The following is a 25,648-nucleotide window of genomic DNA, read 5'->3' on the forward strand; positions in this document are numbered from 1 at the left end:
TCGTTGCGAGAACAACCGTGGACGTGGCGCTCTTCGAGGTGGGAAGCTCGAAGCAGTGGATCCCCGACCCGAGGGAGCGTGCGACATGGTGGAGCGGACGAACGGGGCGTGGCGACCGGAGAGCATCCGGAATGTCGCGCTGGTCGGCAGCAGTGGTGCGGGGAAGACGACGCTGGTGGAGGCGCTGGCGTTGGCGACCGGGACGGTGAACCGGGCCGGGCGGGTGGAGGACGGGACCTCGCTGTCCGATGACGACGAGGTCGAACGGCGGCAGCACCGGTCCGTGCAGGTGTCGGTGGTGCCGGTGCAGTGGGGTGGGGTGAAGATCAATCTGATCGATACGCCGGGATGCCCGGATTTCGTCGGCGAACTGCGCGCCGGGTTGCGGGCGGCGGACGCGGCGCTGTTCCTGGTGTCGGCGGCCGACGGCGTCGAGGGCGTGGCGGGGGCGACGCGGGAACTGTGGGCCGAGTGCGCGCGGGTGGGAATGCCGCGGGCGATCGTGATGACACATCTGGACACGGCCCGGGCGGAGTACGCGGACCTGGTCCAGACCTGTCAGGCGCTGCTGACCGATGCGGCGAGCGATGCCGTGCTACCCCTGCACCTGCCGGTCTACGGGCCGAAGAGCCCGGACGGGCACCGACCCGCGATCGGACTGCTGGAACTGCTCGAACGCCGGGTCGCCGACTATCGCGGCGGCACCCGGGAGCGCACCGAACCATCCGCCGAACAGCTCACCGAGCTCGACCCGGCCCGCGACCGGTTGATCGAGGCGATCATCGCCGAGAGCGAAGACGAGACACTGATGGACCGGTACCTCGACGGTCAACCCGTAGAACTCGACACCCTGGTCGACGACCTGGAACGTGCCGTGGCACGGGGCAGCTTCCATCCGGTGCTGTTCGCGGCGCCCGCGGCCGAGGACGCGGAGCAGGGTCTCGGCACGCTCGAACTGCTCGAACTGATCACCGGTGGGTTCCCGACCCCGATCGAACACCCGGTCTCGGCCGTCTCGGGCGGCAACGGCGCCCCGCCCAGCGCACTGTGCTGCGATCCGGACGGTGAGCTCGCCGCGGAGGTCATCCGGACCTCGTCCGACCAGTACGTGGGACGGATCTCGCTGGTGCGGGTCTTCTCCGGCACGCTGCACAGCGAGGACACCGTCCACGTCCGCGGACCCGGGCACGAGGCCGACGACCGGGTCGGCGGGATCAGCGCGCCGTCGGGGAAACAGCAGCGGAGCATGGGCGAGGCCGTCGCCGGCGATATCGCGTTCGTGAGCAAGCTCGGCCACGCGGAAACCGGCGACACGCTGTCGGGCGCCGGACAGCCCCTGCTGATCGAACCGTGGCCGCTGCCGGAACCGCTCCTGCCCGTGGCGATCCGGGCGCAGGGCAAGGCCGACGAGGACAAGCTCTCGCAGAGCCTGACCCGGCTCGTCGCCGAGGACCCGACGCTGCGGCTGGAGAACAACGAACACACCCACCAGCTGGTGCTGTGGTGTCTGGGGGAGGCGCACCGGGAGGTCGCGCTGGAGCGGTTGCGCGGGCGGTTCGGGGTGCGGGTGGACGTGGAACCGTTCCGGGTGGCCTTGCGGGAGACCCTGTCCGGGGCTGCGGAGGGCAACGGCAGGCTGGTGAAGCAGTCCGGCGGGCACGGGCAGTACGCGGTGTGCCGGATCCAGGTGGAACCGCTGCCGCAGGGGACGGGATTCGAATTCGTCGACCGGGTGGTCGGTGGCGTGGTGCCGCGCCAGTTCATCGGCTCGGTGGAGAAGGGGGCACGGGCGCAGGCCGCGCGCGGGGTCACCCCCGGCTATCCGCTGGTGGATGTGCGGGTAACCCTGGTCGAGGGCAAAGCGCACTCGGTGGACTCCTCCGACGCCGCCTTCCAGACCGCGGGCGCCCTGGCCCTGCGCGACGCGGCCGAGGCGGCGGGCACCCGCTTGCTCGAACCGGTCGCCGCGGTCCGGGTCACCGTCCCCGACGACCACCTGGGCGCCGTCCTCGGTGACCTGTCCACCCGCCGCGGCCGCATCCTCGGCACCGAACCGGCCGAGACCGGCCGCACCCACATCCGCGCCGAGGTCCCCGAACTCGAACTGAGCGGCTACGTCATCGACCTGCGGTCACTCACCCACGGAGCGGGCTCGTTCACCCGCGGCTACCTGCGGCACGAGCCGATGCCGACCGCCGCCGCGGAACGGGCGCGCAAGGAAGGCGCCCAGGCGCCCGCCTGAAGTGTCGGCGTCTCTGGGGTTCTTCGAGCTCCGACATGGCGAAGTCGCCGTCATGGCTGCGCAGGTACGCCGTTCCGCTGGCGGACACCCGGAATGGTTTGGCTGACCGGTCACACTCGTGGACCCGCAAGACGACGATCAGACTTTCGTCGACGGCCGCGTCCTCGATAGTGATCCGGACGGGTGGCGTGAAGGACCGGGCTTTGGTGGCCACCCTTGCTTCAGACGCTGGATGTCGAACACCAGCTCATCCAAAGTCGGCCATGCGCGAATGTAACCGCAGGACAGTTACGTTTGCGGACGAACTGGTTGCATTTACGGTGTTCGACCCACCGGGATCCGATCGCTCCGGGCGACCCACCACTGCGTGTGAGGGACATGGGCTGCGGTACGACCGCGCCCCGGCGTCATCGATCGTGGCGGTGGCATCCGGGGCGCGGAAGGGTGAATCAGCCCAGGTCCGGGTGGCCGACCCACTCGACGATCGTCCAGCCCTTCTGCGGGTTGCCCTCGAGGACGACGCGGCCACCGTTGCGCATCGGATCGGTGCCGAGCTTGTTCTTGTCGGCGTTGGCGGCGTTCATCATCGACCAGAACATGATGGTGCCGCCGTGCGAGAAGATCACCGGGTTGGCGCAGCCGCGACGCTGCACATCGAGTAGCGCCTGGTCGACGCGGCCGTCGAACTCCTTGCCGTCGATCGAGCCCGGAATCCGGGCGTCCAGGTCGCCGGAGAGCCACTTGATCGGCGCCTGCAGGTACCCGGACAGCGCCTCGGCCTCCGGCGTGCCCTCGTACTCGCCCGCCTCGATCTCCCGGAAACCCGGCTGAATGCCGAGACTCAGGCCCTGCTCGGCGACGGTCGGTGCCGCGGTCTGCTCGGTACGCACCATGGTGGACGCGAAGGCGCAGTCGTAGTCCTTGTCGCCCAGTTGAACGGCCAGATTGTCCGCCTGTGTCCGGCCACGTGCGGTCAGGTCGGGCCCGGGCACCTTGGTGTCGATCAAGCCGGAGGTGTTACCGAGGGACTCGGCATGACGGACCAGGGTGATGACCATGTCACCGCTGCCACCGGAACTGCCGAAGTCGATATCGGCGGACGCGACGCCGGTGGCGGCGGTAGTGGCCGCAACAGCCAGCACCGCAAGGGACAATCGAAGAGAGAGGATTCGCATGGGTGGGAGTGCCTTTCCCGGGATTGGGTGTGTCGCGTCACACAGAAGCAGCCACTTGCCCGAATCGAATACGGGGCTTCCCGATCATCGGGAGCTTTCGCGCACTGGACCGAGCGCGGTCGGCAACACGGACAAGTTCCGGGTGATCTTCGATGACGAAGCTGTGGTGCGGTGCGAGCAGGGCGTTGGCCTGGGTAACCAACAGCGTCTCAACTGTTCATGGGTTTGCTTGGTACCGCGAAGGAGGGTTGGTGCGCCAGATCATCTATGCCGAGGGCGAGGTCGTTGATGAGCACGGGCCAGCGATTCCTGAAGAGGAGGATGCTCCCGAGCCGCTCGATGAGGACTACGTCTTCGAGATGATGGAGCGGCTGACGGGAATCATCTGGGGCGCGGTCGCTGATGCCCGCTACAGCGTCTGGTCATGCACGGAATAGTTGAGTGTGGGGATGTACCGCGGGCCACCAGCCTCGGTATCCGATTCGGCGGACGCGGACGTTCTGCGCCGGGCTCGGAGGTTGCGCTCGAGCAAGCGGTGCTCGTGGAACTGTGACCAAGTCTCAGGCGGTCACCCAGTTCGGCGATGGCTGTAGAGCGCCTCGGGCACGGCGCGAGCCAGCTTGCGCTGCAAGCCGCGAAGAATGTGGATGGTCTCCTCGTCCCCTAGACCCGTGGTAATCGACCACTCCACTCCGGACCCGAAGACATCGCTGGCGAAGACGAACTCGGTCGCCACCAACGCCCGCCGCCAGTCGCGACCGCTCAGCGGTTCGTTGGCGACCAACGCCGAACGTATTCGCTTCTCCTGCTCACGTAGGTCGTCCACGCTCAGGAAGCCCATCGCGACCGCCAGCGCCTCGGTGCAGCGGGCCGGGCCGAACCATTCACCCAACCCGCGCCGCAGGACTTCACGCTCGGCCGCAGACAGTTCAATCGCCACTAGGGGATCTGGATCCATTGACCAAGGATGGACTAGTTGGTTCCGGATAGCCGAGCGGAGCGATAACTCCATCGCCACAGTTGGCTGCGTTGGCTACCTTCAGCTGCATGATCTATCCGGGCGGGGATTCGGCGTCGCGAGTGGCGCAGATGGTACGGGAAGCGCGTCGCCGGATCGGCCATAGCGCTCGATGAGACGGCGCGAACATCACACTCTGCGCGGTGCGCGGCACGCGAGGACGCTCAATCGGGAGTGAGTGCCTGACATGGCGCGGGTCCGTCGGTCGGCTGCGCACAGGTGGAGTGAGGTGGTGCGGCCACGGCGTAGCTGACCGTGCGTTCGACCCACGTCGACTCGAGCATCGCTGATCACCTCGCCCCGACATCGTGAACTTGCCCGGCTGATCAAAAGTGGCACAGCTGCCACCGGCGAAGCATGTTTACGCAGGTCACGGTCATGCACGGGTTGCTCTCCTGAGTGTGAGTGCACTCGAACACGCAGGAGCCTTTATCCGGCTCGAAGGCCAGGAATGTGTGCGCGAGAGGGGACTTGAACCCCTACGTCCGTGGACACCAGAACCTAAATCTGGCGCGTCTGCCAATTTCGCCACTCGCGCTTGGATGTGTACGACCGTCCAAACTCTACCGGGCAAAACCGGCTACGCGAAGCGTCGCGGCGGCGTGGCGTACCGGTGGGTAACACTACCTGGGGTTATAACGATTCGGTAAACCTCAATGTGAGGGGCGCTCATGTTTCCGGATGGGGGCTAGGGGTCTCACCTGCGGGTTCAAACATGAGGCGGGGTCATGTTTCAGATTGGAATGGTACGGGCGTACCGAAATACTCGGCGGTAGCTGCCGTGGCGGGGGGAAACGTGAGGCTTTCCTCATGATTTTGTGCGATCGTGGCTCCCAATAGGCCCGAAGGGCTGCCGGATACGTGTGCGTGCCGTCGGTGGGCGGAATGCCAGGAGAAGGAAGTCGAGCGTCTTGACGATCAACGAGAGCGCCGAGCTCGGAACAGGATCCGGGCAGGTCTTGGGTGCCCGGGTGTCGCTGCTGGAGCAGCTGCGCAACGGAGTGGGATACGCGCTGGCGTTCGGAGGACAGGGCGCGCAGTGGCTGCGCGAGCTCGAGGAGATCGGTCGCGACAGCGCGCTCGAGCCCGAGCTGACCGCGCTCGTGCGCGAGGCCGCCGCACTGATCGAGCCGGTCGCTGCGCAGTTGCTGGTGGTCCGTCCGGGTGGCTTCGACCCCATGGGCTGGGTGCTGGAGAGCGAGCTGGACGAGCCGGAGGAACCCTCCTCGGCGCCCGCGGACGCGGTGCTGCGCTCGGCGGCGGTCTCCATGCCCGGCGTGCTGCTCACCCAGCTCGCCGCCACCCGGGCGCTGCGGCTGCAGGGCCTCGATCCGGCCGAGAACGCGCCGGTCGCGGTGATCGGGCATTCGCAGGGCCTGTTCGCAGCCGCGGCGGTCGAGGCCGCCGGGGCGCGGGATGCCGAGCTGCTGGCGATCGCCCAGCTCGTCGGCGCGGCGGCCGGGCTGGTCGCGCGCAGGCGCGGGCTGATGCCGGTCGGTGAACGCTCGCCCATGGTCGCGGTGTCGAATGTCGATCCCGAGGAACTGCGCGCGATCGTCGCCGAGGCCGCCGACGGCGTTGACCCGGCGATCGCGGCGGTGGTCTCGATCCGCAACGGCCGTCGTCGCGTGGTGCTCTCGGGCGCACCCGCGCAGATCGACCGGGTGCGGACGCGGTGCGCGCAGCGTGCCGAGGAGCAGACCCGCGAGCGGGAGGCCAAGGTGCGCGGTGGCGCGGTGTTCGCGCCGGTGTTCGAGGACATCCCGGTCGACGTCGCCTTCCATCACCCCGCGCTGGCCGAGACCGTCGACCTGGTCGCCGGTTGGGCCCGGCAGTGCGAGCTCGACGCCGAGTTCGCCGCCGCCCTCACCCAGCAGGTGCTGGTCGACCCGATCGACTGGGTCGCCACCGTGGACGCGGTCGTCGCGGCGGGCGCGCAGTGGATTCTGGAACTGGGCCCCGGTGACCTGCTCTCCCGGGTGACCGGCGGTTCGCTCAAGGGCACCGGCGTCGGCGTGATCGCCGCCGCCACCCGCCCGGGGCAGCGCAGCCTGCTCACCCCGGGTGCCGCGCCCGAGCCCTCGACCCCGTGGTCGGCCTTCGCGCCCAAGCCGGTGCGGCTGCCCAACGGCCGGGTGGTCGTGGAGACGGCCTTCACCAGGCTCACCGGCCGCTCGCCGATCCTGCTGGCGGGCATGACCCCCACCACCGTCGACGCCAAGATCGTCGCCGCGGCGGCCAACGCGGGCCACTGGGCCGAGCTGGCCGGTGGCGGGCAGGTCACCGAGCAGATCTTCGCCGACCGGATGACCGAGCTGCGCACGCTGCTGCAGCCGGGCCGCGCGGTGCAGTTCAACTCGCTGTTCCTCGACCCGTACCTGTGGAAGCTGCAGCTGGGCGGCAAGCGCCTGGTGCAGAAGGCGCGCGCGGCGGGCGCCCCGCTCGACGGCGTGATCGTCACCGCGGGCATCCCCGAACTCGACGAGGCCGTGGCGCTGATCGGTGAGCTGACCGAGGCGGGCATCAGCCACGTCGCGTTCAAGCCGGGCACCGTCGCGCAGATCCGCGCGGTGCTGCGCATCGCCGACGCGGTGCCGGACTACCCGGTGATCCTGCACATCGAAGGCGGCAAGGCCGGCGGTCACCACTCCTGGGAAGACCTCGACGACCTGCTGCTGGCCACCTACGCCGAGCTGCGCGGCCACGCCAACGCGGTGGTCTGCGTCGGCGGCGGCATCGGCACGCCCGAGCGCGCCACCGACTACCTCACCGGCGCCTGGGCCACCCGGCACGGCTACCCGGCCATGCCGCTGGACGGTGTGCTCGTCGGCACCGCCGCCATGGCCACGCTCGAGGCGACCACCGCGCCCGAGGTCAAGCAGTTGCTCGTCGACACCCCCGGCACGCCGGAGTGGGTCGGCGCCGGTACCGCGCAGGGCGGGATGGCCTCGGGCCGCAGCCAGCTCGGCGCCGACATCCACGAGATCGACAATGCCGCCTCGCGCACCGGCCGCCTGCTCGACGAGGTCGCCGGGGACGCCGAGGCCGTGGCGCGCCGCCGCGACGAGATCATCGCCGCGCTCGACGCCACTGCCAAGCCGTACTTCGGTGACGTGGCCACCATGACCTACCAGCAGTGGCTGGAACGCTATGTCTCGCTGGCGGTGTCGAGCGAGGTGCCGATCTCCTTCGACTGCGGCAGCGATATCGGCGAGGCCATCCTCGACGCCACCCGTTCGGACTGGCTCGACATCAGCTGGCGCGATCGTTTCGCGGAGATGATGCGCCGCACCGAATCCCGGCTGCACCCGGCCGACAGCGGCGAGATCTACAGTCATTTCCTCGACGACGAGGCGTTCGAGCACCCGGTAGCAGCGTTGTGCACGCTCAAGAAGTACTACCCGGCCGTCGCCGATACCGTGCTGCATCCGGCCGACGTGCCGTTCTTCGTCTCGCTGTGCAAGACGCCGGGCAAACCGGTGAACTTCGTGCCCGTGATCGATGCCGACGTGCGCCGCTGGTGGCGCTCGGATTCGCTGTGGCAGGCCCATGACCCGCGCTACTCGGCCGATCAGGTGTGCGTCATCCCGGGCACCGTCGCGGTCGCGGGTATCACTCGCGTCGACGAGCCGGTGGGCGAGCTGCTCGACCGCTTCGAGCGCGATACCGCCCAGGCACTGGTCGCCGAGGGTCTGACCCCGGCGCCGGTGGATGCGCGGCGCGTGGCCGGTGTGGTCGCGGGCCCGATCGACACCGTGCTGGCCGCGCCCGATGTGCAGTGGGCCGGGCGCACCACCGTCAACCCGGTGCACCGCCTCGGTGACCTGGCCGAGTGGGTCGTGGAGCAGGGCAGCGCGGTGCATCCGCGCACCGGCGCCACGCTGACCGAAACCAGCGGGCCGGAAGCCGAATTCAGCTACGTCGAACTGTCGGTGCCATTGTTGGGCCGTGACGCGGTGACCATCCGGATCACCGTGCCGGTGAGCGTGTACTCCGGTGGCGCGCCGGTGATCACCGAGGCCGATGCCGAGGCCGCCATGTCGGCGCTGCTCGGCGTGGCCGCCGGACAGGCGCTGCCCGAGGTGAAAGCCGGTGCGGCGCACCTGAACCTGGCCTGGACGCCGGATCTGGTGGCCGACCACGCGGGCGTCACCGGTTCCGGTCTGCCCGCCACGCTGAGCACCCTCGGCCGCACCGCGCCCGATGTGCTCGTGGGTGCCTGCTGGCCCGCGGTGTTCGCGGTGCTCGGCGCGGCCCGCACCCCGGCGGGCGACTCGGTGATCGAGGGCATGCTCGACCTGGTGCACCTCGATCATCAGATCGAGCTGCTGAACGAACTGCCCGCCGAGACCAGCATTCTCGTGGTCCGGGCCGAGGGCGGCGAGGTCGTCGACACCGATATGGGTCGCGTGGTCGAGGTGGCCGTGTCGGTCGGGCTGATCCTGGATCAGGGCCTCGAGCCCACGCCGCTGGCCCGGCTGGTCGAGCGCTTCGCCATTCGCGGCCGCAACGGCGCGGGCGAGCTGACCGATCCGCCGCGCGCGGCCGGTGTGGTCTCCGACCAGGCCACCGATACGCCGCGGCGCCGTCGTCGTGACGTCACCATGGCCGCCCCGCGCGCCATGCACGCCTTCGCCGCCGTCTCCGGTGACCACAACCCGATCCACACCTCCGAGGCCGCCGCCAAGCTGGCCGGACTCGGCAGCCCGATCGTGCACGGCATGTGGCTCTCGGCCGCTGCCCAGCACGCGGTCGTCGCGGTGGATCCCGAAAGCTCCGTTCCCGCACGCACACTCACTGCCTGGACCACCCGGTTCCTCGGCATGGTCCGCCCCGGCGCGACCGTCGACGTGCGGGTGGAGCGGATCGCGGTGGACGCGGGCAGCGAGATCGTGGAGGTCTCCTGCCGCGTCGAGGGTGACCTGGTCATGACCGCGACCGGGCGCACCGCCGCCCCGAAGACCGTCTACGCCTTCCCGGGCCAGGGCATCCAGCGCAAGGGGATGGGGCTGGACGCGCTGACCCGCTCGAAGGCGGCCAAGAAGGTCTGGGAGCGCGCCGACGCGCACACCCGCGCGGCCCTCGGTTTCTCGATCCTGGCGGTGGTGCGCGACAACCCGACCTACCTCAAGGCCCGCGGGGTCGAGCACCGGCACCCGGATGGCGTGCTGCACCTGACCCAGTTCACTCAGGTCGCCATGGCGACCCTCGGCGTCGCCCAGGTCGCCGAGCTGCGCGAGGCTGGTGCCTTCGTCGAGGGCGCCATGCTGGCCGGGCACTCGGTCGGTGAGTACAACGCGCTGGCCGCCGTGGCCGGAGTGCTGCCGCTCGAGGCCGTGCTCGAGGTGGTGTTCCAGCGTGGTTCGGCCATGCACGAGCTGGTCCCGCGTGACGCGCAGGGCCGCAGCGACTACCGGATGGCCGCCATCCGGCCCTCGCAGATCGGGCTGCCCGACGCCGAGGTGATCGACTTCGTCACCGGGGTCGGCCGGGCCGCCGGGGAATTCCTCGAGGTGGTGAACCTGAACCTGCGCGGCTCGCAGTACGCCATCGCGGGCACGGTCGCCGGGCTCGAGGCCCTGGAGACCGAGATCGACCGGCGGCGCGAGGAATTCGGCGGCAAGCGCGCCTTCATCCTGGTGCCCGGCATCGACGTGCCGTTCCACTCCTCGGTGCTGCGCGACGGCGTCCCGGAGTTCCGGCACAAGCTCGAGCAGCTGCTGCCGACCGAGATCGACCCCGCCGTGCTGGTCGGGCGCTACATCCCGAACCTGGTCCCGCGCCCGTTCTCGCTGACTCGCGAATTCCTCACCGAGATCGCCGAACTCGTGCCCTCGGAGCCGCTGGCCGCCGTGCTGGCCGACTTCGACAGCTGGGCCCAGCGCTCGGCCGAACTGTGCCGGGTGGTGCTGATCGAGCTGCTGGCCTGGCAGTTCGCCAGCCCGGTGCGCTGGATCGAGACCCAGGACCTGCTCTTCGGCGACCCCGCGCACGGCGGGCTCGGCGTGGAGCGCTTCGTCGAGATCGGCCTTGGCGCCACCCCCACCGTGGCGAACCTGGCCTCGCAGACCCTCAAGCTGCCCGCCTTCGGGGCGGCGACGGTCGAGGTGGTCAATGTCGAGCGCGATGCCGCGGTCGTCTACGCCACCGACACCGATCCCGCGCCGGTCGAGGACATCGAGGAGGCGCCTGCCACCGAAGCGGCCCCCGCCGCGGCGCCGGTCGCCGCGGCCGCGCCGGTCGCCACCGGGGGCCCGCGGCCCGACGACATCGCCTTCACCGCCGCCGACGCCACCCGCGTGCTCATCGCGCTGTGGACCAAGCTGCGGCTGGACCAGATCGGCCCTGTCGACACCATCGAGGGCCTGTGCGACGGCGTGTCCTCGCGCCGCAACCAGCTGCTCGTCGACCTCGGCGCGGAGCTGTCGCTGGGTGCCATCGACGGTGCCGCCGACGCCGACATGGGTGCGCTCGCGGGCACCGTCGAACGCCTGGCCCGCACCTACAAGCCCTTCGGCACCGTGCTCACCGACGCGATCGGCGATCACCTGCGCAAGGTCTTCGGCCCCTCCGGCAAGCGGCCCGCCGCCATCGCCGACCGGGTCAAGAAGACCTGGGAACTGGGTGACGGCTGGGCCAGCCACGTCACCGCCGAGGTCTCGCTCGGCACCCGCGAGGGCGCCAGCGTGCGCGGTGGTGACCTCGGCGGACTGGCCGGTGGCGCGCTCGGTGACGCCGCTTCGGTCGACGCGGCCATCGACGCGGCCGTGCAGGCGGTGGCCGCCCGGCGCGGGGTCGCGGTCTCGCTGCCCGCCGCCGGTGGTGGTGCCGGTGGCACCGTCGACGCGGCCGCGCTCGGCGAGTTCACCGAGCAGATCACCGGACGCGACGGCGTGCTCGCCACCGCGGCCCGGGTCGTGCTCGAACAGCTCGGCCTCAGCGAGCAGGTGAGCGCGCCGGAGACCACCCCGGACACCCTGGTCGACCTGGTCTCCGCCGAACTCGGCACCGACTGGCCGCGCCTGGTCGCCCCGGCGTTCGACGCCCGCAAGGCCGTGCTCATCGACGACCGCTGGGCCACCGCCCGCGAGGATCTGGCGAACCTGTGGCTCGGTGACGACGCCACCACCGCCGAACTGCCGATCACCGGTTACGTCGGCGCGGGCGAAGCAGTGGCCGCGCAGGCGGGCTGGTGGCGGCAGCGGGCCATGCACGAGGCCCGCTCGGTGCTGGCCGGGGTGTACGGCCAGATCGCCGAAGCCGCGCTGGACACCTCAGAGCCCGGCCTGTGGTCCGGCGACGTCGCCGTGATCACCGGCGCCAGCAAGGGTTCCATCGCCGCCGCGGTCACCGGCAAGCTGCTCGCGGGCGGTGCCACCGTGGTGGTCACCACCTCGCGCCTGGACGACGAGCGCCTGCGCTTCTACCGCTCGCTCTACCGCGGCAACGCCCGCCACGGCGCGGCGCTGTGGGTGGTCCCGGCCAATATGGCCTCCTACGCCGATCTCGACGCGCTGATCGAGTGGATCGGCACCGAGCAGGTCGACAATGCCGGTGGCGCCAAGATCAAGACCAAGGACGCCATGACCCCCACCCTGCTGCTGCCGTTCGCGGCGCCGCGGGTGGCCGGTGATCTCAGCGACGCGGGCGCGCGCGCCGAGATGGAGATGCGGGTACTGCTCTGGTCGGTGGAGCGGCTGATCGGCGGCCTCTCGGCCCTCGGCGCCGACCACGACGTGGACGCGAAACTGCATGTGGTGCTGCCGGGTTCGCCCAACCGCGGCCTGTTCGGCGGCGACGGCGCCTACGGCGAGTCCAAGGCCGCCCTGGACGCGGTCGTCACCAAATGGCGGGCCGAGAAGTCCTGGGCCGACCGGGTGACCATGGTGCACGCGCTGATCGGCTGGGTGCGCGGCACCGGGCTGATGGGCCACAACGACCCGATGGTCGAGGCCGTGGAGAAGGCCGGGGTGCACACCTGGTCGACCACCGAGATGGCCGCCGAGCTGCTCAAGTGGTGCACCTCGCGGGCCCGTCAGGTGACCGCGGCCGGGCCGCAGCAGATCGACCTCACCGGCGGGCTGGCCCGGGTGAAGCTCGACCTGCCCGCGCTGGCCAAGCAGGCCCAGGAGGCCGCGGCCGCGAGCGAGGAGGAGGCGGCCACCGCCGCCACCATCGCCGCGCTGCCCGCGCCGCCCACCCTGAGTTCGGCACTGCCGGTACCGGAATGGGGTGACGTGACCGCCGATCTCAGTGAGATGGTCGTCATCGTCGGCGCGGCCGAACTCGGCCCGTACGGCTCCTCGCGGACCCGCTTCGAGATGGAGGTCGAGGATCAGCTCTCGGCCGCCGGTGTGCTCGAACTGGCCTGGACCACCGGGCTGATCCGCTGGGAGAACGACCCCAAGCCGGGCTGGTATGACACCGAATCCGGGGACCTCGTCCCCGAGGCCGAGCTGGCCGAGCGCTACCACGACACCGTCGTCGAACGCTGCGGTGTGCGCCGCTACGAGGACGACGGCGCCATGCTCGACAACGCGGCCCCGCTGCTCACCTCGGTGTTCCTCGACCAGGACCTGAGCTTCACCGTCGCCAACGAAGCCGAGGCCCGCGCCTTCCACAGCGCCGACCCCGAGCACACCGTGATCACCCCCGTCCCCGAGTCCGGCGACTGGACCGTGACGCGCAAGGCGGGCACCGAGATCCGCGTGCCGCGCAAGGCGAAGCTCTCGCGGGTGGTCGGCGGTCAGATCCCGACCGGCTGGGACCCCACCATCTGGGGTGTCTCGGCCGATATGGCCGCCTCGGTGGATCGGGTCGCGCTGTGGAACATCGTCTGCACCGTGGACGCGTTCGTCGGCGCCGGTTTCAGCCCCGAGGAGCTGATGAGCTGGGTGCACCCGAGCCTGGTGGCCAACACCCAGGGCACCGGCATGGGCGGCATGTCCTCGATGCGCTCGCTCTACGTCGACAACCTGCTCGGCGAGCCGCGCCCGAACGACATCCTGCAGGAGGCGCTGCCCAACGTCGCGCTGGCGCACGTGGTGCAGTCCTACGTCGGCAGCTACGGCGCCATGGTGCACCCGGTCGCGGCGTGCGCCACGGCGGCGGTGTCGGTGGAGGAAGCCGTCGACAAGATCCGGCTCGGCAAGGCCGAGGTCGTGGTCGCCGGTGGCTACGACGATCTCGGTATCGAGGGCATCGTCGGCTTCGGTGACATGTCGGCCACCGCCGACTCGGCGGCCATGCGCGCCAAGGGCATCAGCGACCGGTACTTCTCCCGCGCCAACGACCGCCGTCGCGGCGGATTCGTGGAATCGCAGGGTGGCGGCACCGTGCTGCTGGCTCGCGGTGACGTGGCCGTGGAGATGGGCCTGCCGGTGCTCGGCGTGCTCGCCTTCGCGCAGTCCTTCGCCGACGGCGTGCACACCTCCATCCCGGCCCCGGGTCTTGGTGCGCTGGGCGCGGGTCGCGGCGGCGGGGAATCGCGGCTGGCGGCCGAACTGCGCAAGCTCGGGGTGAGCCCCGACGACATCGCGGTGATCTCCAAGCACGACACCTCCACCGCCGCCAACGATCCCAACGAGTCCGAGCTGCACGAGCGGCTCGCGGGCGCGCTGGGCCGCACCGAGGGCGCGCCGCTGTTCGTGGTCTCGCAGAAGAGCCTCACCGGCCACGCCAAGGGCGGCGCGGCGGCCTTCCAGCTCATCGGCCTGTGCCAGGTGCTGGAAAACGGTGTGGTGCCGCCGAACCGGAGCCTGGACTGCGTCGACGAGAAGATGCAGGCGTACCCGCACCTGGTGTGGGCCCGCGAACCGCTGCGCTTCGGCGAGAAGTTCGCGCTCAAGGCCGGTCTGGTGACCTCGCTGGGCTTCGGGCACGTGTCCGGGCTGCTCGCGGTGGTGCATCCGCAGGCGTTCCTGGCCGCCATCGCCCCGGCGGCGCGGGCGGAGTACCAGGAGCGGGCGCAGGCGCGTCAGCTCGCCGGACGGCAGCGCTTCGCCGAGGCGATGTGCGGTGGCGCGGCGCTCTACGAGAAGCCCGCGGATCGCCGCCTGGGTGCGGACGGGACGCCCGCCGAGCAGGTCCGGCAGCGCGAGGCCGACATGCTGCTCGCGCCAACGGCCCGGCTCGACGAGGAAGGCGTGTACCGGGTCGGTTCGGCTCCGCGGTCGGGTGAAGCGCCGTAGGCTGCCGCTTCGTGACGATTCTCGGAATCGGTTTGGACTTGGTGACCATCTCCGAGTTCGCCGAACAGCTGCAACGGTCGGGGACGACGATGCTCAGGGAGAGCTTCACCGCCGGTGAACGCCGCTACTGCCAGAGCAAGCAGACGGACCCGGCCCGCAGCTTCGCCGCACGCTGGGCCGCGAAGGAGGCGGTGCTCAAGGCCTGGGCATCGTCTCGCTTCGCGCGCAGCCCGCAGATCGGGGACAACCCGTATCCGCTGATCGAAGTCGTCAACGACGCCTGGGGCAGGCCGAGCATCAAACTGCACGGCCTGGCCGCGGAATTCCTCCCGCGCGCCCGGGTCCACCTGTCGCTGACCCACGACGGCGACACCGCCGCGGCGATGGTGGTGCTGGAGGACCCGGGTGAACTGGCCGACCTGATCGAAGGCCGGGAAACCACCCGCTAGCTCGACCGATCGCGGACCGTCACTCCTGGGCGGTCCGCGATTCCTTTTCCGCCACCAGCAGATACGCGACCATGAGCCGCTTCAGCTCGGCGACGGCGTCGGCATTGGACTGTTCGTCCTGGACCGAGAAATTCAGCATCGAGTACACGACGTGCACCAGCACCTCGGCCATCATCGTGCGCCGGGCGCGCGGAGTGCGCGGGGTCAGCGGCCGCAGCATCTGCGAGACCACCTCGGCGAATTCCTTCTCGTGCAGGGCGCCGGTGGCCCGGGTCGACGGGGTCGACTGCATGGCCAGCCACACCTCGCGGCGCGAGGGATCGGTGGTCCACAGGTTGGCCAGGTGGTCGACGAACTGGTTCATGTGCCGCAGCCAGTCCAGCGAGGGCACCTCGCCGTGGAAGTCGGCCAGCTCGCGCGAGACCGCGACCAGGTCCTGCCGGTTGAGCTCGCAGACGATCACGTACTTGTTGGCGAAGAACTGGTAGAGCGTGCCGATCGGCACCTCGGCGCGCTGCGCGACCTCTTCACAGGTGAACGACTCGAAACCCACCTCGACCAGCAGTTCCCGCGAGGACTGCAACAGCGCGTCGAACTTGCGCTTGCTGCGCTCCTGGGTCGGCCGCTTGCGCGGCATCAGCTCCTGGGGGTCGTCCTGCAATTCCAGCGCAGGGTCCGGACGGCTCTGCTTGGACCGGGCCCGCGCGTGTACTTCCACTCATCCAGGCTAGCGGTATCCCGACGTTCCCGACACGCGCATACCGACAGCGTGTCAACAACGTGTCGGTGATGGCGTGATATTCGACCCATCCGGCCCGTGACCGGTGACGAATCATCAGATGAGCGTGCGTGCATCCGCGCGGGCCCTGTGCGGCCCCGGTCCGCACCGATTCACACAGTTTCGCAGGGGAAGGCAAGACTTGTGGCAGCAGGATCTGTGGTAACCCTCGGCGTCAGCACCGAGCGAGGAGCCGTGCACGCGGTCGCGTTCACGGAATCGGGCGGCACCCTCACCGATCGGATGGTGTTGCGCCGCACCATGCGTGCCGGGGGCGACAGCAAGGCGGAGGTGGCCGCGGCGGTGCACACCGCGCTCGACGCGCTCGCCGCCGAGCTGGACGAGGACTGCGAGATCGCCGGAGCGGCAGTGAGTTACCGCGACGCGGCCGAGCGGCGCGCCATCGTCACCCGGCTGGCGACCAGCGACTGGAGCACCGCTTCGCTGGTCTCGGCGAAATCCGCGCACCTGTTCGTGGCGGGCGCGATGACCTGGCTCGACGAGTTCGACAATCTGCTCGTCTACGAGGCGGTGCCCGGCTACCAGGCCATGACCCTGGTCGACCCGGGCCGCCACCGCGTGCTCGCCGCCTACGCGCAGACCGGCGCGCCGACCCCCGATGCCCTGCGCGTGGGTGTGTCCGCGGCCTGGGATCAGTTCGACGCCGCCGCGGTGAAGCCGGGCGCGGTGGTGCTGGTGGGTTCCTCGGCCGACGCGCCCGCGGTGCGCGAGGCCGTCGCCGGGTTCGGGGTGCCGGTGCTGCCGTGTCGGCTGGCGCCGTTCGCGCCCGCCGCCGGTGCCGCGCTGGTCGCCCTCGGCGACGCCACCGAGGTGCCGGTCGCCATCGCGCCGCGCTCCAAGCGGGGGACGGCGCTGGTCGCCGCGGCCGCCAGCGTGCTGGCGGGCGGGCTCGTCGCGGGTGGGTCCTACGCGGTGATGAACAGCGGGCCGCCCGCGGTGGACAACACCGCGGTGTCCTCGGAGCCCGGTGCCGCCCCGGCCGGTCCGGCCGTGCCGAAGGCCGCCGATATCCAGCAGCCCGTCGACGCGGGCTCGGCGCAGACCGGCGCGGTGCCGGAGGCCCCGGAGCTGTCCGACACCTCGCAGTACGAGACGGTGTCGCCGAACCCGCAGCTGGTTGACCCGGCCGAGTTCCCGCTCGACTATCCCACCCAGCTCTACGGCGATGCGCCGCAGGAGGATCCGCTGCCGCTCGAGCCAGCGGCGCCGGTCGTCCCGCAGATCCCGGCCGCCGCGCCGACCGTGCCCGGCACCGGGATCCCGATGGGTATGCAGCCCGCGCAGCAGCAGGCCCCGGCGGGGCCGCAGTCCCAATCCGCCGACTGAACCGGCCGAGGGCCCGCGATCATCGCGGGCCCTCGGTGTGTCAGGCGCGGGTGCGGCGGCGGAACAGCGCCCCGGCGCCGAGGTAGCCGCCCAGCGCGATCCCGGCGCACCAGAGCAGGGCGAGCAGGCCGTTGTTACCGATCGGCGTGCCCATGAGCAGTCCGCGCATCGTCTCGATGACCGGCGTCACCGGCTGGTGCTGGGCGAACCCGTGCAGCCAGCTCGGCATCGATTCGGTGGGCACGAACGCGCTGCTCACATAGGGCAGGAACATGAACACGAAGGTGAAGCCGTTGGCCGCCTCCGGGTTACGCGCGAGCAGACCGAGCGCGGCCGCGAGCCAGGACAGCGCGAAGATGAAGACCGCGAGCAGCCCGATGGCGCCGAGCCACCCCAGCGGATCGGCGGCCGGGCGGAAGCCGATCAGCATCGCCACGCCGATCACGATCCCCGAGGTGATCAGATTGCGCAGCACGCTCTCGGTGACGTGTCCGGTGAGCACCGCCGAACGGGCGATGGCCATGGTGCGGAACCGGTCGATGATGCCTTCGGCCAGATCGGTCGACAGTGCCACGGCCGTGGTGGACGCGCCGAAACCCGCGCACAGCAGGATGATTCCGGGCACCACGTAGTCGACATAGGCGCCGCGACCCATGCTCATCGCGCCGCCGAAGACATAGATGAACATCAGCAGGATCATCACCGGCAGCGCGACCGTCATGATCATCATGTCGGGACTGCGCAGGGTGTGGCGGATATTGCGGTCGAGCATGGTGGCGGAGTCGGACAGGGCGTTCATGGGGTTCTCGTTTCGTTCGGTGCTCAGGCCGCGTGCGCGGCCGCTCGGGGCTGGCCGGTCAGCGCGAAGAAGACGTCGTCGAGGTCGGGGGTGTGCACGGTCAGCTGCTCGACGGCGATGCCGAGGTCGGCGAAGCGGTCGAGCAGGTGCTTCATCTGGGCGGCGCTGCCGTCGGCGGGCACCTGCAGGGTCAGCTGCTCCGGGTCGGCGTGGCCGCCCGCCGCGACCGAGGCCGCGGCGGTCAGCAGCCGGTGGTCGGCGAAACGCAGGCGCAGGTGGCCGCCGGGGACCAGGCGCTTGAGTTCGTCGGCGGTGCCGTCGGCGACGAGCCGGCCGCCGTCGAGCACCGCGATCCGATCCGCGAGCTGGTCGGCCTCCTCCAGGTACTGGGTGGTGAGGAAGATCGTCGTGCCGCTCGCGGCGAGTTCGCGGATCGAGGTCCACAGGTCGCGGCGGCTGCGCGGGTCGAGTCCGGTGGTCGGTTCGTCGAGGAAGACCATGCGCGGCCTGCCCATCAGGCTCATCGCGAGATCCAGGCGGCGGCGCATGCCACCGGAGTAGGTGCCGACGGGCCTGCCCGCGGCCTCGGCGAGGTCGAAGCGGTCGAGGAGTTCGGCGGTGCGGCTGCGGGTTTCGGTGCCGCCGAGCCGCAGCAGCCTGCCGACCAGGCGCAGGTTCTCGGTGCCGGTCAGGACCCCGTCGACGGCGGCGTACTGCCCGGTGACGCCGATCAGCCGCCGCACGGCGTCGGCGTCGCGGACCACGTCGTGGCCGAAGACCTCGGCTCGGCCCGCCGCCGGTTGGATCAGGGTGGCCAGGATGCGGACCAGGGTCGTCTTGCCCGCGCCGTTCGGGCCGAGCAGGGAGAAGACGGTGCCCGCGGCGACGGTCAGGTCGAGGTCGTCGAGGACGAGATGGTTGCCGAAGGACTTGCGCAGGCCGCTGATGGTGAGGGCGGAGACGGGTTCGGTGGACATGAGTTCTCCGATCGAGAAACTGTTTATGTGATAAACATAGTTTATAGAGTAAGCAGTTAAGGAGCGCAAGGGCGGGCACCGCTAGAGTCGAGGCGAGCGGAGGAGGTAGGAGTCGATGACGACGTCCGGCGACACGGCGTTACCCAAGTCGGTCGAGCTGATGTGGGGGCTGGCGCAGCCCGCCGCGCGCGGTCCCCGGCGCGGTCTCACCCTCGATCAGATCCTGGACGCGGCTGTGGAAGTGGCCGACGCGGAGGGGTTCGCGGCGCTGTCGATGGGCCGGGTGGCCAAGCAGCTGGGCTTCACCGCCATGTCGCTGTATCGCTATGTCGACAGCAAGAACACGCTGATCGACCTGCTGATGGACCGGATGGTCGGGCAGCCCCCGGTCATCGCGCCGGGGACGCCGTGGCGGGCGGGGCTGGAACAGTGGGCGCTGGCCGAGTTCGACCGGATCGGCCGTCATCCGTGGTGGATGGACATCCCGATGTACCGGCCGCCGATGGGCCCGAACAATATGGCCTGGCTGGAGACCGCGCTGGGCGCGCTGGCCGAGGCGGCGGTGCCGATGCCGGTGAAATTACAGCTGGTGATGAATGTGTCGATGTTCGTGGTCAGCAAGCGGCGGTTCCTGCGCGACCTGGAGGTGGACGAGGGCGACGACTACGCGACGGTGATGACCAGGGTGCTCGACCCCGGCCGCTTCCCGTCCGTCTCGGCCGCCCTCGCCGCCGCCGCTTTCGATGACGATGACGACATCGACTGGGAGAAAGCAGATTTCGAATTCGGCCTGGCCCGGCTGCTCGATGGTTACGAGGTGTACATCGCCGGATACGGCGAGTGAACTACACCGACAGGTCGCGGCGCAGCTTGGCGACGTGGCCGGTGGCGCGCACGTTGTACTGGGCCACCTCGACGACGCCCTGCTCGTCGATGAGGAAGGTCGAGCGGATGACGCCGGTGACGGTCTTGCCGTACATCATCTTCTCGCCGAACGCGCCCCAGGCCTTCAGCACCTCGCGCTCGGGATCGGACAGCAGCGGGAAGGTCAGGCCCTCGTTGTCGCGGAACTTGGCCAGCTTGGCGGGCTTGTCCGGGGAGATGCCGACGACGTCGATGCCCGCGCCGCTCAGCTCGGCCAGGTTGTCGCGGAAATCGCAGGCCTGCTTGGTGCAGCCCGGGGTGCTGGCCGCCGGGTAGAAATAGACGATCACCTTGCGGCCTCGATAATCCGACAGCGACACCTCCTTGCCGTCGGCGTCGGGCAGCGTGAAATCGGGGGCGGGGTCTCCGGGGGAGAGGCGATGGTTGTCGGTCACCACCGCACGGTAACCGACCGGCCCGCTCGGGGGCATGGATAGACTCGTCGGCGAGCAGCAGACATTTACCTGGAGGTGACGGTGGCCAAGGACGACACCGACCGGATCGAGCGTGAGATCGAGATCGCGCGCGCCCGGTTGGCGACCACACTCGACGAACTGGCGGTGCGCGCCGATCCGCAGCGGATCGCGGACGACACCAAGGCGATGGTGGTCGCCAAGTTCAACGAGCCCAAGGTCAAATACACAGTGATCGGCGCGGGCGCCCTGGTGGCGGGCCTGCTCCTGGTCAAGATCTTCCGCCGCTGACACGGGCGGTGAAAAAAGAACACCCGATGCGGCACCAGCCACATCGGGTGTTCTGTGTACGCAACCACCACAGGTTTTCGGCCGCCTCGCCCCCGAGGAGCGAGACGTAACGCCGAAGGCGGAGTATCGCTCCTCGGGGGCGAGGCCCAAGGGGCCGAAAACCTCGAGGCGCCAGCCTCAAATGTTACTGCGTGGGGCAGGCCAGGCCGTCGCCGTCGGGGTCCAGGTGCGGGGAGTACCCGGCCTCGCCGCGGAACAGGGGCGCGCGGCCCGCGGCCATGGCGTCGTCACAGCTGGCGAAGGCGCCACCGGCCGAGCCGGACTGGACCAGGCTGGCCGAGCCGGTGGCACCGAGCAGGGAGTCGAAGCTGGAAGAGCCGGTGCCCGCGGAGCCCGACACCACGTCGGCATTCGCGACGGGGGTGACGAGCAGGCCGAGGCCTACGGCGGCGAGGCTGACAGTGAGCCGGCGAACGTTCATGAATTCCTCTATGTCTGCTGCGGTTCGGAAGTGGGCCCGGACACGTGGAATGGCGGGCGGCCCCGTCCACCTTTGTGACGGGGCCGCCCGTTGTCAACCGCGCCGGGGCACCGAATCGCCGCGAACCGCGGTCGGTTATTCGCCCAGGCGCCGACCGGTGAGATGTTCGGCCGGAATGGTGCCCATGCGACCGGCCTGGAAATCCTCCATGGCCTGGATGATCTCCTCCTTGGTGTTCATCACGAATGGCCCGTACTGCACCACCGGTTCGCGCAGCGGTGTTCCGCCCAGCAGCAGCACCTCCAGATCGCCGGTGGTGGTGTGCTGTTCGGTGTCGGCGGTGAGGCTGATCGCGTCGCCCGCGCCGAAGACCACCAGCTGCCCGGCGCTGATCGGCCTGCGCTCGGTGCCGACCGTGCCGCTGCCCGCGAGCACGTAGGCCATGGCCGTGAAGTGTTGCGGCCACGGGGTTTCCAGCTGCGCGCCGGGGCTGATCGAGGCGTGCGCGTAGGCGATCGGGGTCTGGGTGGAACCGGGACCGGTGAATCCGGCGATCTCGCCCGCGATGACGCGCACGAGGGCGCCGCCGTCGTGCGAGCTCACGAGCGTCAGCTCGCTGCCGCGCAGGTCCTGGTAGCGCGGGGTGGCGAACTTCTTGGCGCGCGGCAGGTTCACCCACAGCTGGATGCCGTGGAAGGTGCCGCCGGAGATGACGAGCTTCTCCTCGGGGAGCTCGTCGTGCAGCATGCCCGAGCCCGCGGTCATCCACTGGGTGTCACCCTCGCCGATGACACCACCGCCGCCGTGCGAGTCGTGGTGGACCATGGTGCCGTCGAGCATGTAGGTGACGGTCTCGAAGCCGCGGTGCGGATGCCAGGGCGCGCCCTTGGCCTCGTAGGGCTCGTAGGCGACCGGGCCCATCTGGTCGAGCAGGATGAAGGGATCGGCCGAGCGCAGATCCACGCTCGGGAACGGCCGGGTCACCTCGAAGCCCGCGCCTTCCTGCTGGCGGTGCGCGCTGGTGATCTGGCGGACCGGCCGCTGGGTTTCGGTGACGTCCGGGCGGGGCAGCCGGGGCAACACCATGATGTCGTTGACGGTGATCGCTGGCATGGGGAACGCCTCCTGGAGGGGATCTGCGGTATCTTGGTTTCCATGTCAACCATACGCGTTCTAGGATAATTCCCGTGACGAGATGGCTCTCCGAGGCGGAGCAACAGACCTGGCAGGCCTTCATCAAGATGCGCCAGCGTCTCGACGGCGCGCTCAGCGCGGGACTGAGCGAACACGGCCTGTCGATGGCCGATTACGAACTGATGGTGCCGCTGTCGGCCGCGCCCAACGGCTGCCTGCGCGCCAAGGAACTGGTGGCCGAGGTGCGCTGGGACAAGTCCCGGCTGTCCAAGCAGCTGGCCAGGATGGCCGCGCGCGGGCTGGTCGACCGGGCACCCGCCGCCGACGACGCGCGCGGGGTGGTGGTGTCGCTGACCGAACGCGGCCGGGAGGTGCTGCGCCAGGCCGCGCCCGAGCACGTGGAGCTGGTGCGGGATCTGTTCGTGGACAAGCTGACCGAGCAGGAGAGTGTCGCGTTGCGCTCGCTGTCGGCCAAGGTGATCGCGGCGGCCGATCGGACCTGTTCGCCCGGTTAACGAGTTCCGGCGCGGCGACGATGCACAGACGTCGGGGTTCGAGTGTTTCGGACGAAGGGGCGGCCATGCGGATCGGCGGAACTCAGGTCTTGATCGGCGCGGTGTGTGCCCTGGTGCTGAGCGGGTGCGCGGAATCGAAACCCCTGGACTATCCGGGGTCGACCTTCCTGCCCAGCACCGCCGCGGGCCCGGCTACCCCGGCTCCGGAGGTGACCGGTGGCGGTACGCCCGCGCCGGACAGCAAGGCGCCGACCGGTGGCGGTACCCCGGCCCCCGGGCCGACCGGTGGCGGAACGCCCGCGCCGGGGCCGACGGGTGGCGGAACGCCCGCGCCGGGGCCGACCGGTGGTGGCACCTCCGGGCCGATCACCGCGCCCGCCCCCGGCCCGGCCACCGTGGTGGTGACGGTGGTCGCCGTCGACGCCGCAGGTCAGCCCCGTGACGGCTTCGCGCTGTCCGGGCCCGATCCCGTCGGCTCCCTGAGCTGTGTGGACGCCGTCCCCAGCCGCTCGGCGACCACCGCGGGCATCTACCACTGCGGCCCGTCCGCCGCGTCGGCCGATGTCTGCTGGCCTACGCCCGATAAGGCCGCCCTGCTCTGCGCCTCGGACCCCTGGGAACGCACCCTGCGCGAGTACACGGTCGACCCACCCCTGAGCCCGATCGGCCGCACCGAGTCCCCGGAACCGTGGGCCCTCGAACTCGCCGACGGCCGCCACTGCCGCATTCGCGTCGGCGGCGCCTGGGGTGGCCGCGCCGACGGCCTGGTCGGCGCCTACTCCTGTACCGGTGGCCACGACGTCGTCCTGCAACCGTCCGACGCGGGCACCGCCATCGACACCTCCACCGACACCTGGCAGGTAGCCGTAGGCCCCCTCGGCTCGGGCAACCCCGAATTCCCACCCCCGGCGAAAGTCGAGGTCCGCACCGCGTACTTCGCCGCCGCGGGCTGAGCGGGCGACCATCCACATCGGGGATGCGGTGCTGATTTCCCCGGCATGAGTCGAGGTCCGCACAGCGCACGTCGCCGCCGGGCTGAGCAGCGCGCTGCGCGGAGCGCGCGGCGCCAACGGTGGTGAGCATGTGGCGCCAACGGTGGTGGGCGTGCGGCCCGCGGCACTATTCCTGGAGCACGGCGACCATCCACCTGGCACGCCGCTCGACGAAAGACGCGGGATTCGCGCGAGTCGCGGGCTCCGGAGTGCGCCGCGATGGCGACATGGCGCGATGGCGACATGGAAACGCTCCGCCACCGTCGGCACCACGGTGAGATGGCTCAGTGGTGTTTGCGGCCTGCCGGAATCAGCTGACGCGCGTAGCCGATCGCGGCACCGGTGTCGGGGAAGACGGCGTCCGCGCCACCCGCGGGCAGCGCGCCCATCGTGGTCAGGCGGCGGTAATGGTCGGGCCGCAGGCCGGAGAACAGGACCGTGATGTGGCGGTGTTCGAGTTTGCGGACGGCGTCGGTGAGGACCAGGGCACCGGTGGTGTCGAGGGCGGTGATGCGGGACATGCGCAGGATCACCACCTGGACGTCGGTGACCTCGGCCAGTTCCAACAGGAAGCGGTGGGCGGCGGCGAAGAACAGCGGGCCGTCGATGCGGTAGGCGACGATGTGGTCGCGCAGCAGCGCGTGTTCCTCGCCGAGATGATCGGACTCGTCCAGCGGCACCTGTTGCATCCCGGCCTCCCGCGCCACCGCGCGCACCGCCAGGACCAGCGCGAACACGATCCCGATCACCACCGCGGTGACCAGATCGAAGCCCACGGTGACGACGAAGGTGATCGCCATGACCACCGCGTCCCCGCGCGAGGCCCGGGCGATGGCGGCCAGCGAGGCGGTCTCGACCATGCGCACCGTGGTCGCCAGCAGCACTCCGGCCAGCGCCGCGATCGGGATATCGGCGACCAGGCCCGCCGCCCCGTAGACGATGCCCGCCAGGATCGCCGCGTGGGTGAGCGCGGCCAGCGGCGTGCGTGCCCCGGAGCGCACATTCACCGCGGTGCGGGCGATGGCGCCGGTCGCGGGCACCCCGCCGAACAGCGGCGCGGCGATATTGGCCAGCCCCTGCCCGAACAGTTCGCGGTCGGGATCGTGCCGGGTGCCCACCGCCATGGCGTCGGCGGCGGTGGCCGAGAGCAGCGACTCCAGCGCGGCCAGCGCGGCGACGGCCAGCGCGGGCAGCAGCAGCGTGGTCAGCTCGCCGAGCCGCAGGAACTCCAGCGAGGGCGCGGGCAACCCGGCCGGAATGGCGCCGATACGCGCCAGATCCAGGTGGAACAGGCCAGCGAAGACGGTCGCCAGCACCACGGTGACCAGCGCGAACGGCAGTTTGGGCAGGTATCGGCCGCCGATCAGGATCACCGCGGCCACCACGAGCGCGGTCACCGGGGCGGTGGCGTCCGGGTCGGCGACGAAGCGGCGCACCGCGTCGACGGCCGACTGCCAGACCTTCTCGCCCTCGGCCCCGGACACCCCCAGCGCGCCCGGGAACTGCTGTAGCGCGATCACCACCGCGATCCCCGCGGTGAACCCCTCGATCACCGGGGCCGGCATGAATCGCACCGCCCGGCCGACCCCGGCGAAGGCCAGCCCGACCAGCAGCACCCCGGCCATCAATCCCACGGTCAGCACGCCCGCGGCGCCGTGCTCGGCCACGATCGGCACCAGCACCACGGTCATCGCGCCGGTCGGGCCGGACACCTGGAATCGCGAGCCGCCGAACACCGCGGCCACCGCCCCGGCCACGATGGCCGTCGCCAGCCCGGCGGCGGCACCGAGCCCGGAACTGATGCCGAATCCCAGCGCCAGCGGCAGAGCCACCAGCGCCACGATCAGCCCCGCCATCAGATCCGTGCCCGGCGCCCGGAAGGCGGGCTTCCACGCCGACCAGGTCGGCAGCAGTGCCCGCATG

The 25,648-nt window shown here is 70.6% G+C and carries 18 protein-coding genes and 1 tRNA gene; 9 read left to right on the top strand and 10 right to left on the bottom strand.

Annotated elements, in window-relative coordinates; all coding sequences use genetic code 11:
- The first annotated feature begins 85 nt into the window (after window positions 1-85).
- The gene (locus tag WA675_RS07295) at window positions 86-2,242 is read left to right on the top strand and encodes an elongation factor G-like protein EF-G2 (protein ID WP_336083022.1); all 2,157 of its coding nucleotides are present in this window, start codon (window positions 86-88) and stop codon (window positions 2,240-2,242) included.
- A 449-nt stretch (window positions 2,243-2,691) separates the two neighbouring features.
- Here WA675_RS07295 and WA675_RS07300 read toward each other — a convergent pair whose 3' ends face one another.
- Window positions 2,692-3,417 carry a histidine phosphatase family protein gene (locus WA675_RS07300; RefSeq protein WP_442945567.1) on the bottom strand — a complete coding sequence of 242 codons (726 nt, stop codon included), beginning with the start codon at window positions 3,415-3,417 and terminating at the stop codon, window positions 2,692-2,694.
- A gap of 152 nt (window positions 3,418-3,569) precedes the next feature.
- Here WA675_RS07300 and WA675_RS07305 point away from each other — a divergent pair, with 152 nt between their 5' ends.
- On the top strand, window positions 3,570-3,854 hold the full coding sequence (locus WA675_RS07305) for a hypothetical protein (protein WP_336083025.1): 285 nt from the start codon (window positions 3,570-3,572) through the stop codon (window positions 3,852-3,854).
- Between the two features lie 131 nt (window positions 3,855-3,985).
- Here the strand turns inward: WA675_RS07305 and WA675_RS07310 are convergent, their stop codons facing one another.
- Together WA675_RS07310 and WA675_RS07315 are read right to left on the bottom strand one after the other, a co-directional pair.
- Window positions 3,986-4,375, bottom strand: coding sequence for a hypothetical protein (locus WA675_RS07310; RefSeq protein ID WP_336083027.1), 390 nt, complete (start codon window positions 4,373-4,375; stop codon window positions 3,986-3,988).
- Window positions 4,376-4,891: 516 nt separating this feature from the next.
- Window positions 4,892-4,973 (bottom strand) — tRNA-Leu (locus WA675_RS07315).
- 421 nt (window positions 4,974-5,394) lie between these two features.
- Between WA675_RS07315 and WA675_RS07320 the strand changes: the two genes are divergently transcribed.
- Window positions 5,395-14,625 (top strand): fatty acid synthase subunit beta domain-containing protein, encoded by a 9,231-nt coding sequence (locus WA675_RS07320; RefSeq protein ID WP_442945580.1) that lies wholly within the window; start codon window positions 5,395-5,397, stop codon window positions 14,623-14,625.
- An 11-nt stretch (window positions 14,626-14,636) separates the two neighbouring features.
- Window positions 14,637-15,074, top strand: a complete 438-nt coding sequence (acpS, locus tag WA675_RS07325; protein WP_189032848.1) for a holo-ACP synthase AcpS — start codon at window positions 14,637-14,639, stop codon at window positions 15,072-15,074.
- Window positions 15,075-15,093: 19 nt separating this feature from the next.
- On the opposite strand, the gene WA675_RS07330 is transcribed toward acpS, so the two are convergent.
- The gene (locus WA675_RS07330) at window positions 15,094-15,711 is read right to left on the bottom strand and encodes a TetR/AcrR family transcriptional regulator (RefSeq protein WP_336083583.1); all 618 of its coding nucleotides are present in this window, start codon (window positions 15,709-15,711) and stop codon (window positions 15,094-15,096) included.
- Between the two features lie 285 nt (window positions 15,712-15,996).
- Between WA675_RS07330 and WA675_RS07335 the strand changes: the two genes are divergently transcribed.
- Complete coding sequence (locus WA675_RS07335; protein WP_336083030.1) at window positions 15,997-17,199, top strand: hypothetical protein; 1,203 nt, start codon at window positions 15,997-15,999, stop codon at window positions 17,197-17,199.
- 40 nt (window positions 17,200-17,239) lie between these two features.
- Here WA675_RS07335 and WA675_RS07340 read toward each other — a convergent pair whose 3' ends face one another.
- Window positions 17,240-17,998, bottom strand: a complete 759-nt coding sequence (locus WA675_RS07340) for an ABC transporter permease (protein WP_336083032.1) — start codon at window positions 17,996-17,998, stop codon at window positions 17,240-17,242.
- A gap of 23 nt (window positions 17,999-18,021) precedes the next feature.
- Window positions 18,022-18,975: an ATP-binding cassette domain-containing protein gene (locus WA675_RS07345; protein WP_336083033.1), complete on the bottom strand. Its 954-nt coding sequence runs from the start codon at window positions 18,973-18,975 to the stop codon at window positions 18,022-18,024.
- A gap of 115 nt (window positions 18,976-19,090) precedes the next feature.
- On the opposite strand from WA675_RS07345, the gene WA675_RS07350 reads away from it, so the two are divergent.
- On the top strand, window positions 19,091-19,819 hold the full coding sequence (locus WA675_RS07350; protein WP_336083035.1) for a TetR/AcrR family transcriptional regulator: 729 nt from the start codon (window positions 19,091-19,093) through the stop codon (window positions 19,817-19,819).
- Window position 19,820: 1 nt separating this feature from the next.
- Here WA675_RS07350 and bcp read toward each other — a convergent pair whose 3' ends face one another.
- Entirely contained in the window at window positions 19,821-20,294 is a 474-nt protein-coding gene (gene bcp / locus WA675_RS07355; RefSeq protein ID WP_336083037.1) for a thioredoxin-dependent thiol peroxidase, read from the bottom strand.
- A 75-nt stretch (window positions 20,295-20,369) separates the two neighbouring features.
- Between bcp and WA675_RS07360 the strand changes: the two genes are divergently transcribed.
- Window positions 20,370-20,603 (top strand): DUF3618 domain-containing protein, encoded by a 234-nt coding sequence (locus WA675_RS07360; RefSeq protein WP_442945568.1) that lies wholly within the window; start codon window positions 20,370-20,372, stop codon window positions 20,601-20,603.
- 184 nt (window positions 20,604-20,787) lie between these two features.
- Here WA675_RS07360 and WA675_RS07365 read toward each other — a convergent pair whose 3' ends face one another.
- A complete protein-coding gene (locus WA675_RS07365) occupies window positions 20,788-21,084 on the bottom strand; it encodes an excalibur calcium-binding domain-containing protein (RefSeq protein WP_336083041.1) in 297 nt (98 codons plus the stop codon).
- A gap of 135 nt (window positions 21,085-21,219) precedes the next feature.
- Window positions 21,220-22,197 (bottom strand): pirin family protein, encoded by a 978-nt coding sequence (locus tag WA675_RS07370; RefSeq protein ID WP_336083043.1) that lies wholly within the window; start codon window positions 22,195-22,197, stop codon window positions 21,220-21,222.
- A 74-nt stretch (window positions 22,198-22,271) separates the two neighbouring features.
- Between WA675_RS07370 and WA675_RS07375 the strand changes: the two genes are divergently transcribed.
- Both WA675_RS07375 and WA675_RS07380 read left to right on the top strand, forming a co-directional pair.
- Window positions 22,272-22,733, top strand: a complete 462-nt coding sequence (locus tag WA675_RS07375) for a MarR family winged helix-turn-helix transcriptional regulator (RefSeq protein ID WP_336083044.1) — start codon at window positions 22,272-22,274, stop codon at window positions 22,731-22,733.
- Window positions 22,734-22,798: 65 nt separating this feature from the next.
- Window positions 22,799-23,686, top strand: a complete 888-nt coding sequence (locus tag WA675_RS07380) for a hypothetical protein (RefSeq protein WP_336083046.1) — start codon at window positions 22,799-22,801, stop codon at window positions 23,684-23,686.
- Window positions 23,687-24,009: 323 nt separating this feature from the next.
- Here WA675_RS07380 and WA675_RS07385 read toward each other — a convergent pair whose 3' ends face one another.
- On the bottom strand, window positions 24,010-25,647 hold the full coding sequence (locus WA675_RS07385) for a SulP family inorganic anion transporter (protein ID WP_336083047.1): 1,638 nt from the start codon (window positions 25,645-25,647) through the stop codon (window positions 24,010-24,012).
- Window position 25,648 lies beyond the last annotated feature (1 nt).

The organism is Nocardia sp. SSK8, from assembly GCF_037034205.1.
In the GTDB taxonomy this organism is placed as follows: Bacteria; Actinomycetota; Actinomycetes; order Mycobacteriales; family Mycobacteriaceae; genus Nocardia.

Coding starts and splice junctions, on each gene's coding strand:
- WA675_RS07310 (WP_336083027.1), bottom strand. CDS start 4,375: ATGGATCCAGATCCCCTAGTGGCGATTGAACTGTCTGCGGCCGAGCGT.
- WA675_RS07295 (WP_336083022.1), top strand. CDS start 86: ATGGTGGAGCGGACGAACGGGGCGTGGCGACCGGAGAGCATCCGGAAT.
- WA675_RS07330 (WP_336083583.1), bottom strand. CDS start 15,711: ATGCCGCGCAAGCGGCCGACCCAGGAGCGCAGCAAGCGCAAGTTCGAC.
- WA675_RS07300 (WP_442945567.1), bottom strand. CDS start 3,417: ATGCGAATCCTCTCTCTTCGATTGTCCCTTGCGGTGCTGGCTGTTGCG.
- WA675_RS07305 (WP_336083025.1), top strand. CDS start 3,570: ATGACGAAGCTGTGGTGCGGTGCGAGCAGGGCGTTGGCCTGGGTAACC.
- WA675_RS07380 (WP_336083046.1), top strand. CDS start 22,799: ATGCGGATCGGCGGAACTCAGGTCTTGATCGGCGCGGTGTGTGCCCTG.
- WA675_RS07365 (WP_336083041.1), bottom strand. CDS start 21,084: ATGAACGTTCGCCGGCTCACTGTCAGCCTCGCCGCCGTAGGCCTCGGC.
- WA675_RS07345 (WP_336083033.1), bottom strand. CDS start 18,975: ATGTCCACCGAACCCGTCTCCGCCCTCACCATCAGCGGCCTGCGCAAG.
- WA675_RS07350 (WP_336083035.1), top strand. CDS start 19,091: ATGACGACGTCCGGCGACACGGCGTTACCCAAGTCGGTCGAGCTGATG.
- WA675_RS07340 (WP_336083032.1), bottom strand. CDS start 17,998: ATGAACGCCCTGTCCGACTCCGCCACCATGCTCGACCGCAATATCCGC.
- WA675_RS07385 (WP_336083047.1), bottom strand. CDS start 25,647: ATGCGGGCACTGCTGCCGACCTGGTCGGCGTGGAAGCCCGCCTTCCGG.
- WA675_RS07370 (WP_336083043.1), bottom strand. CDS start 22,197: ATGCCAGCGATCACCGTCAACGACATCATGGTGTTGCCCCGGCTGCCC.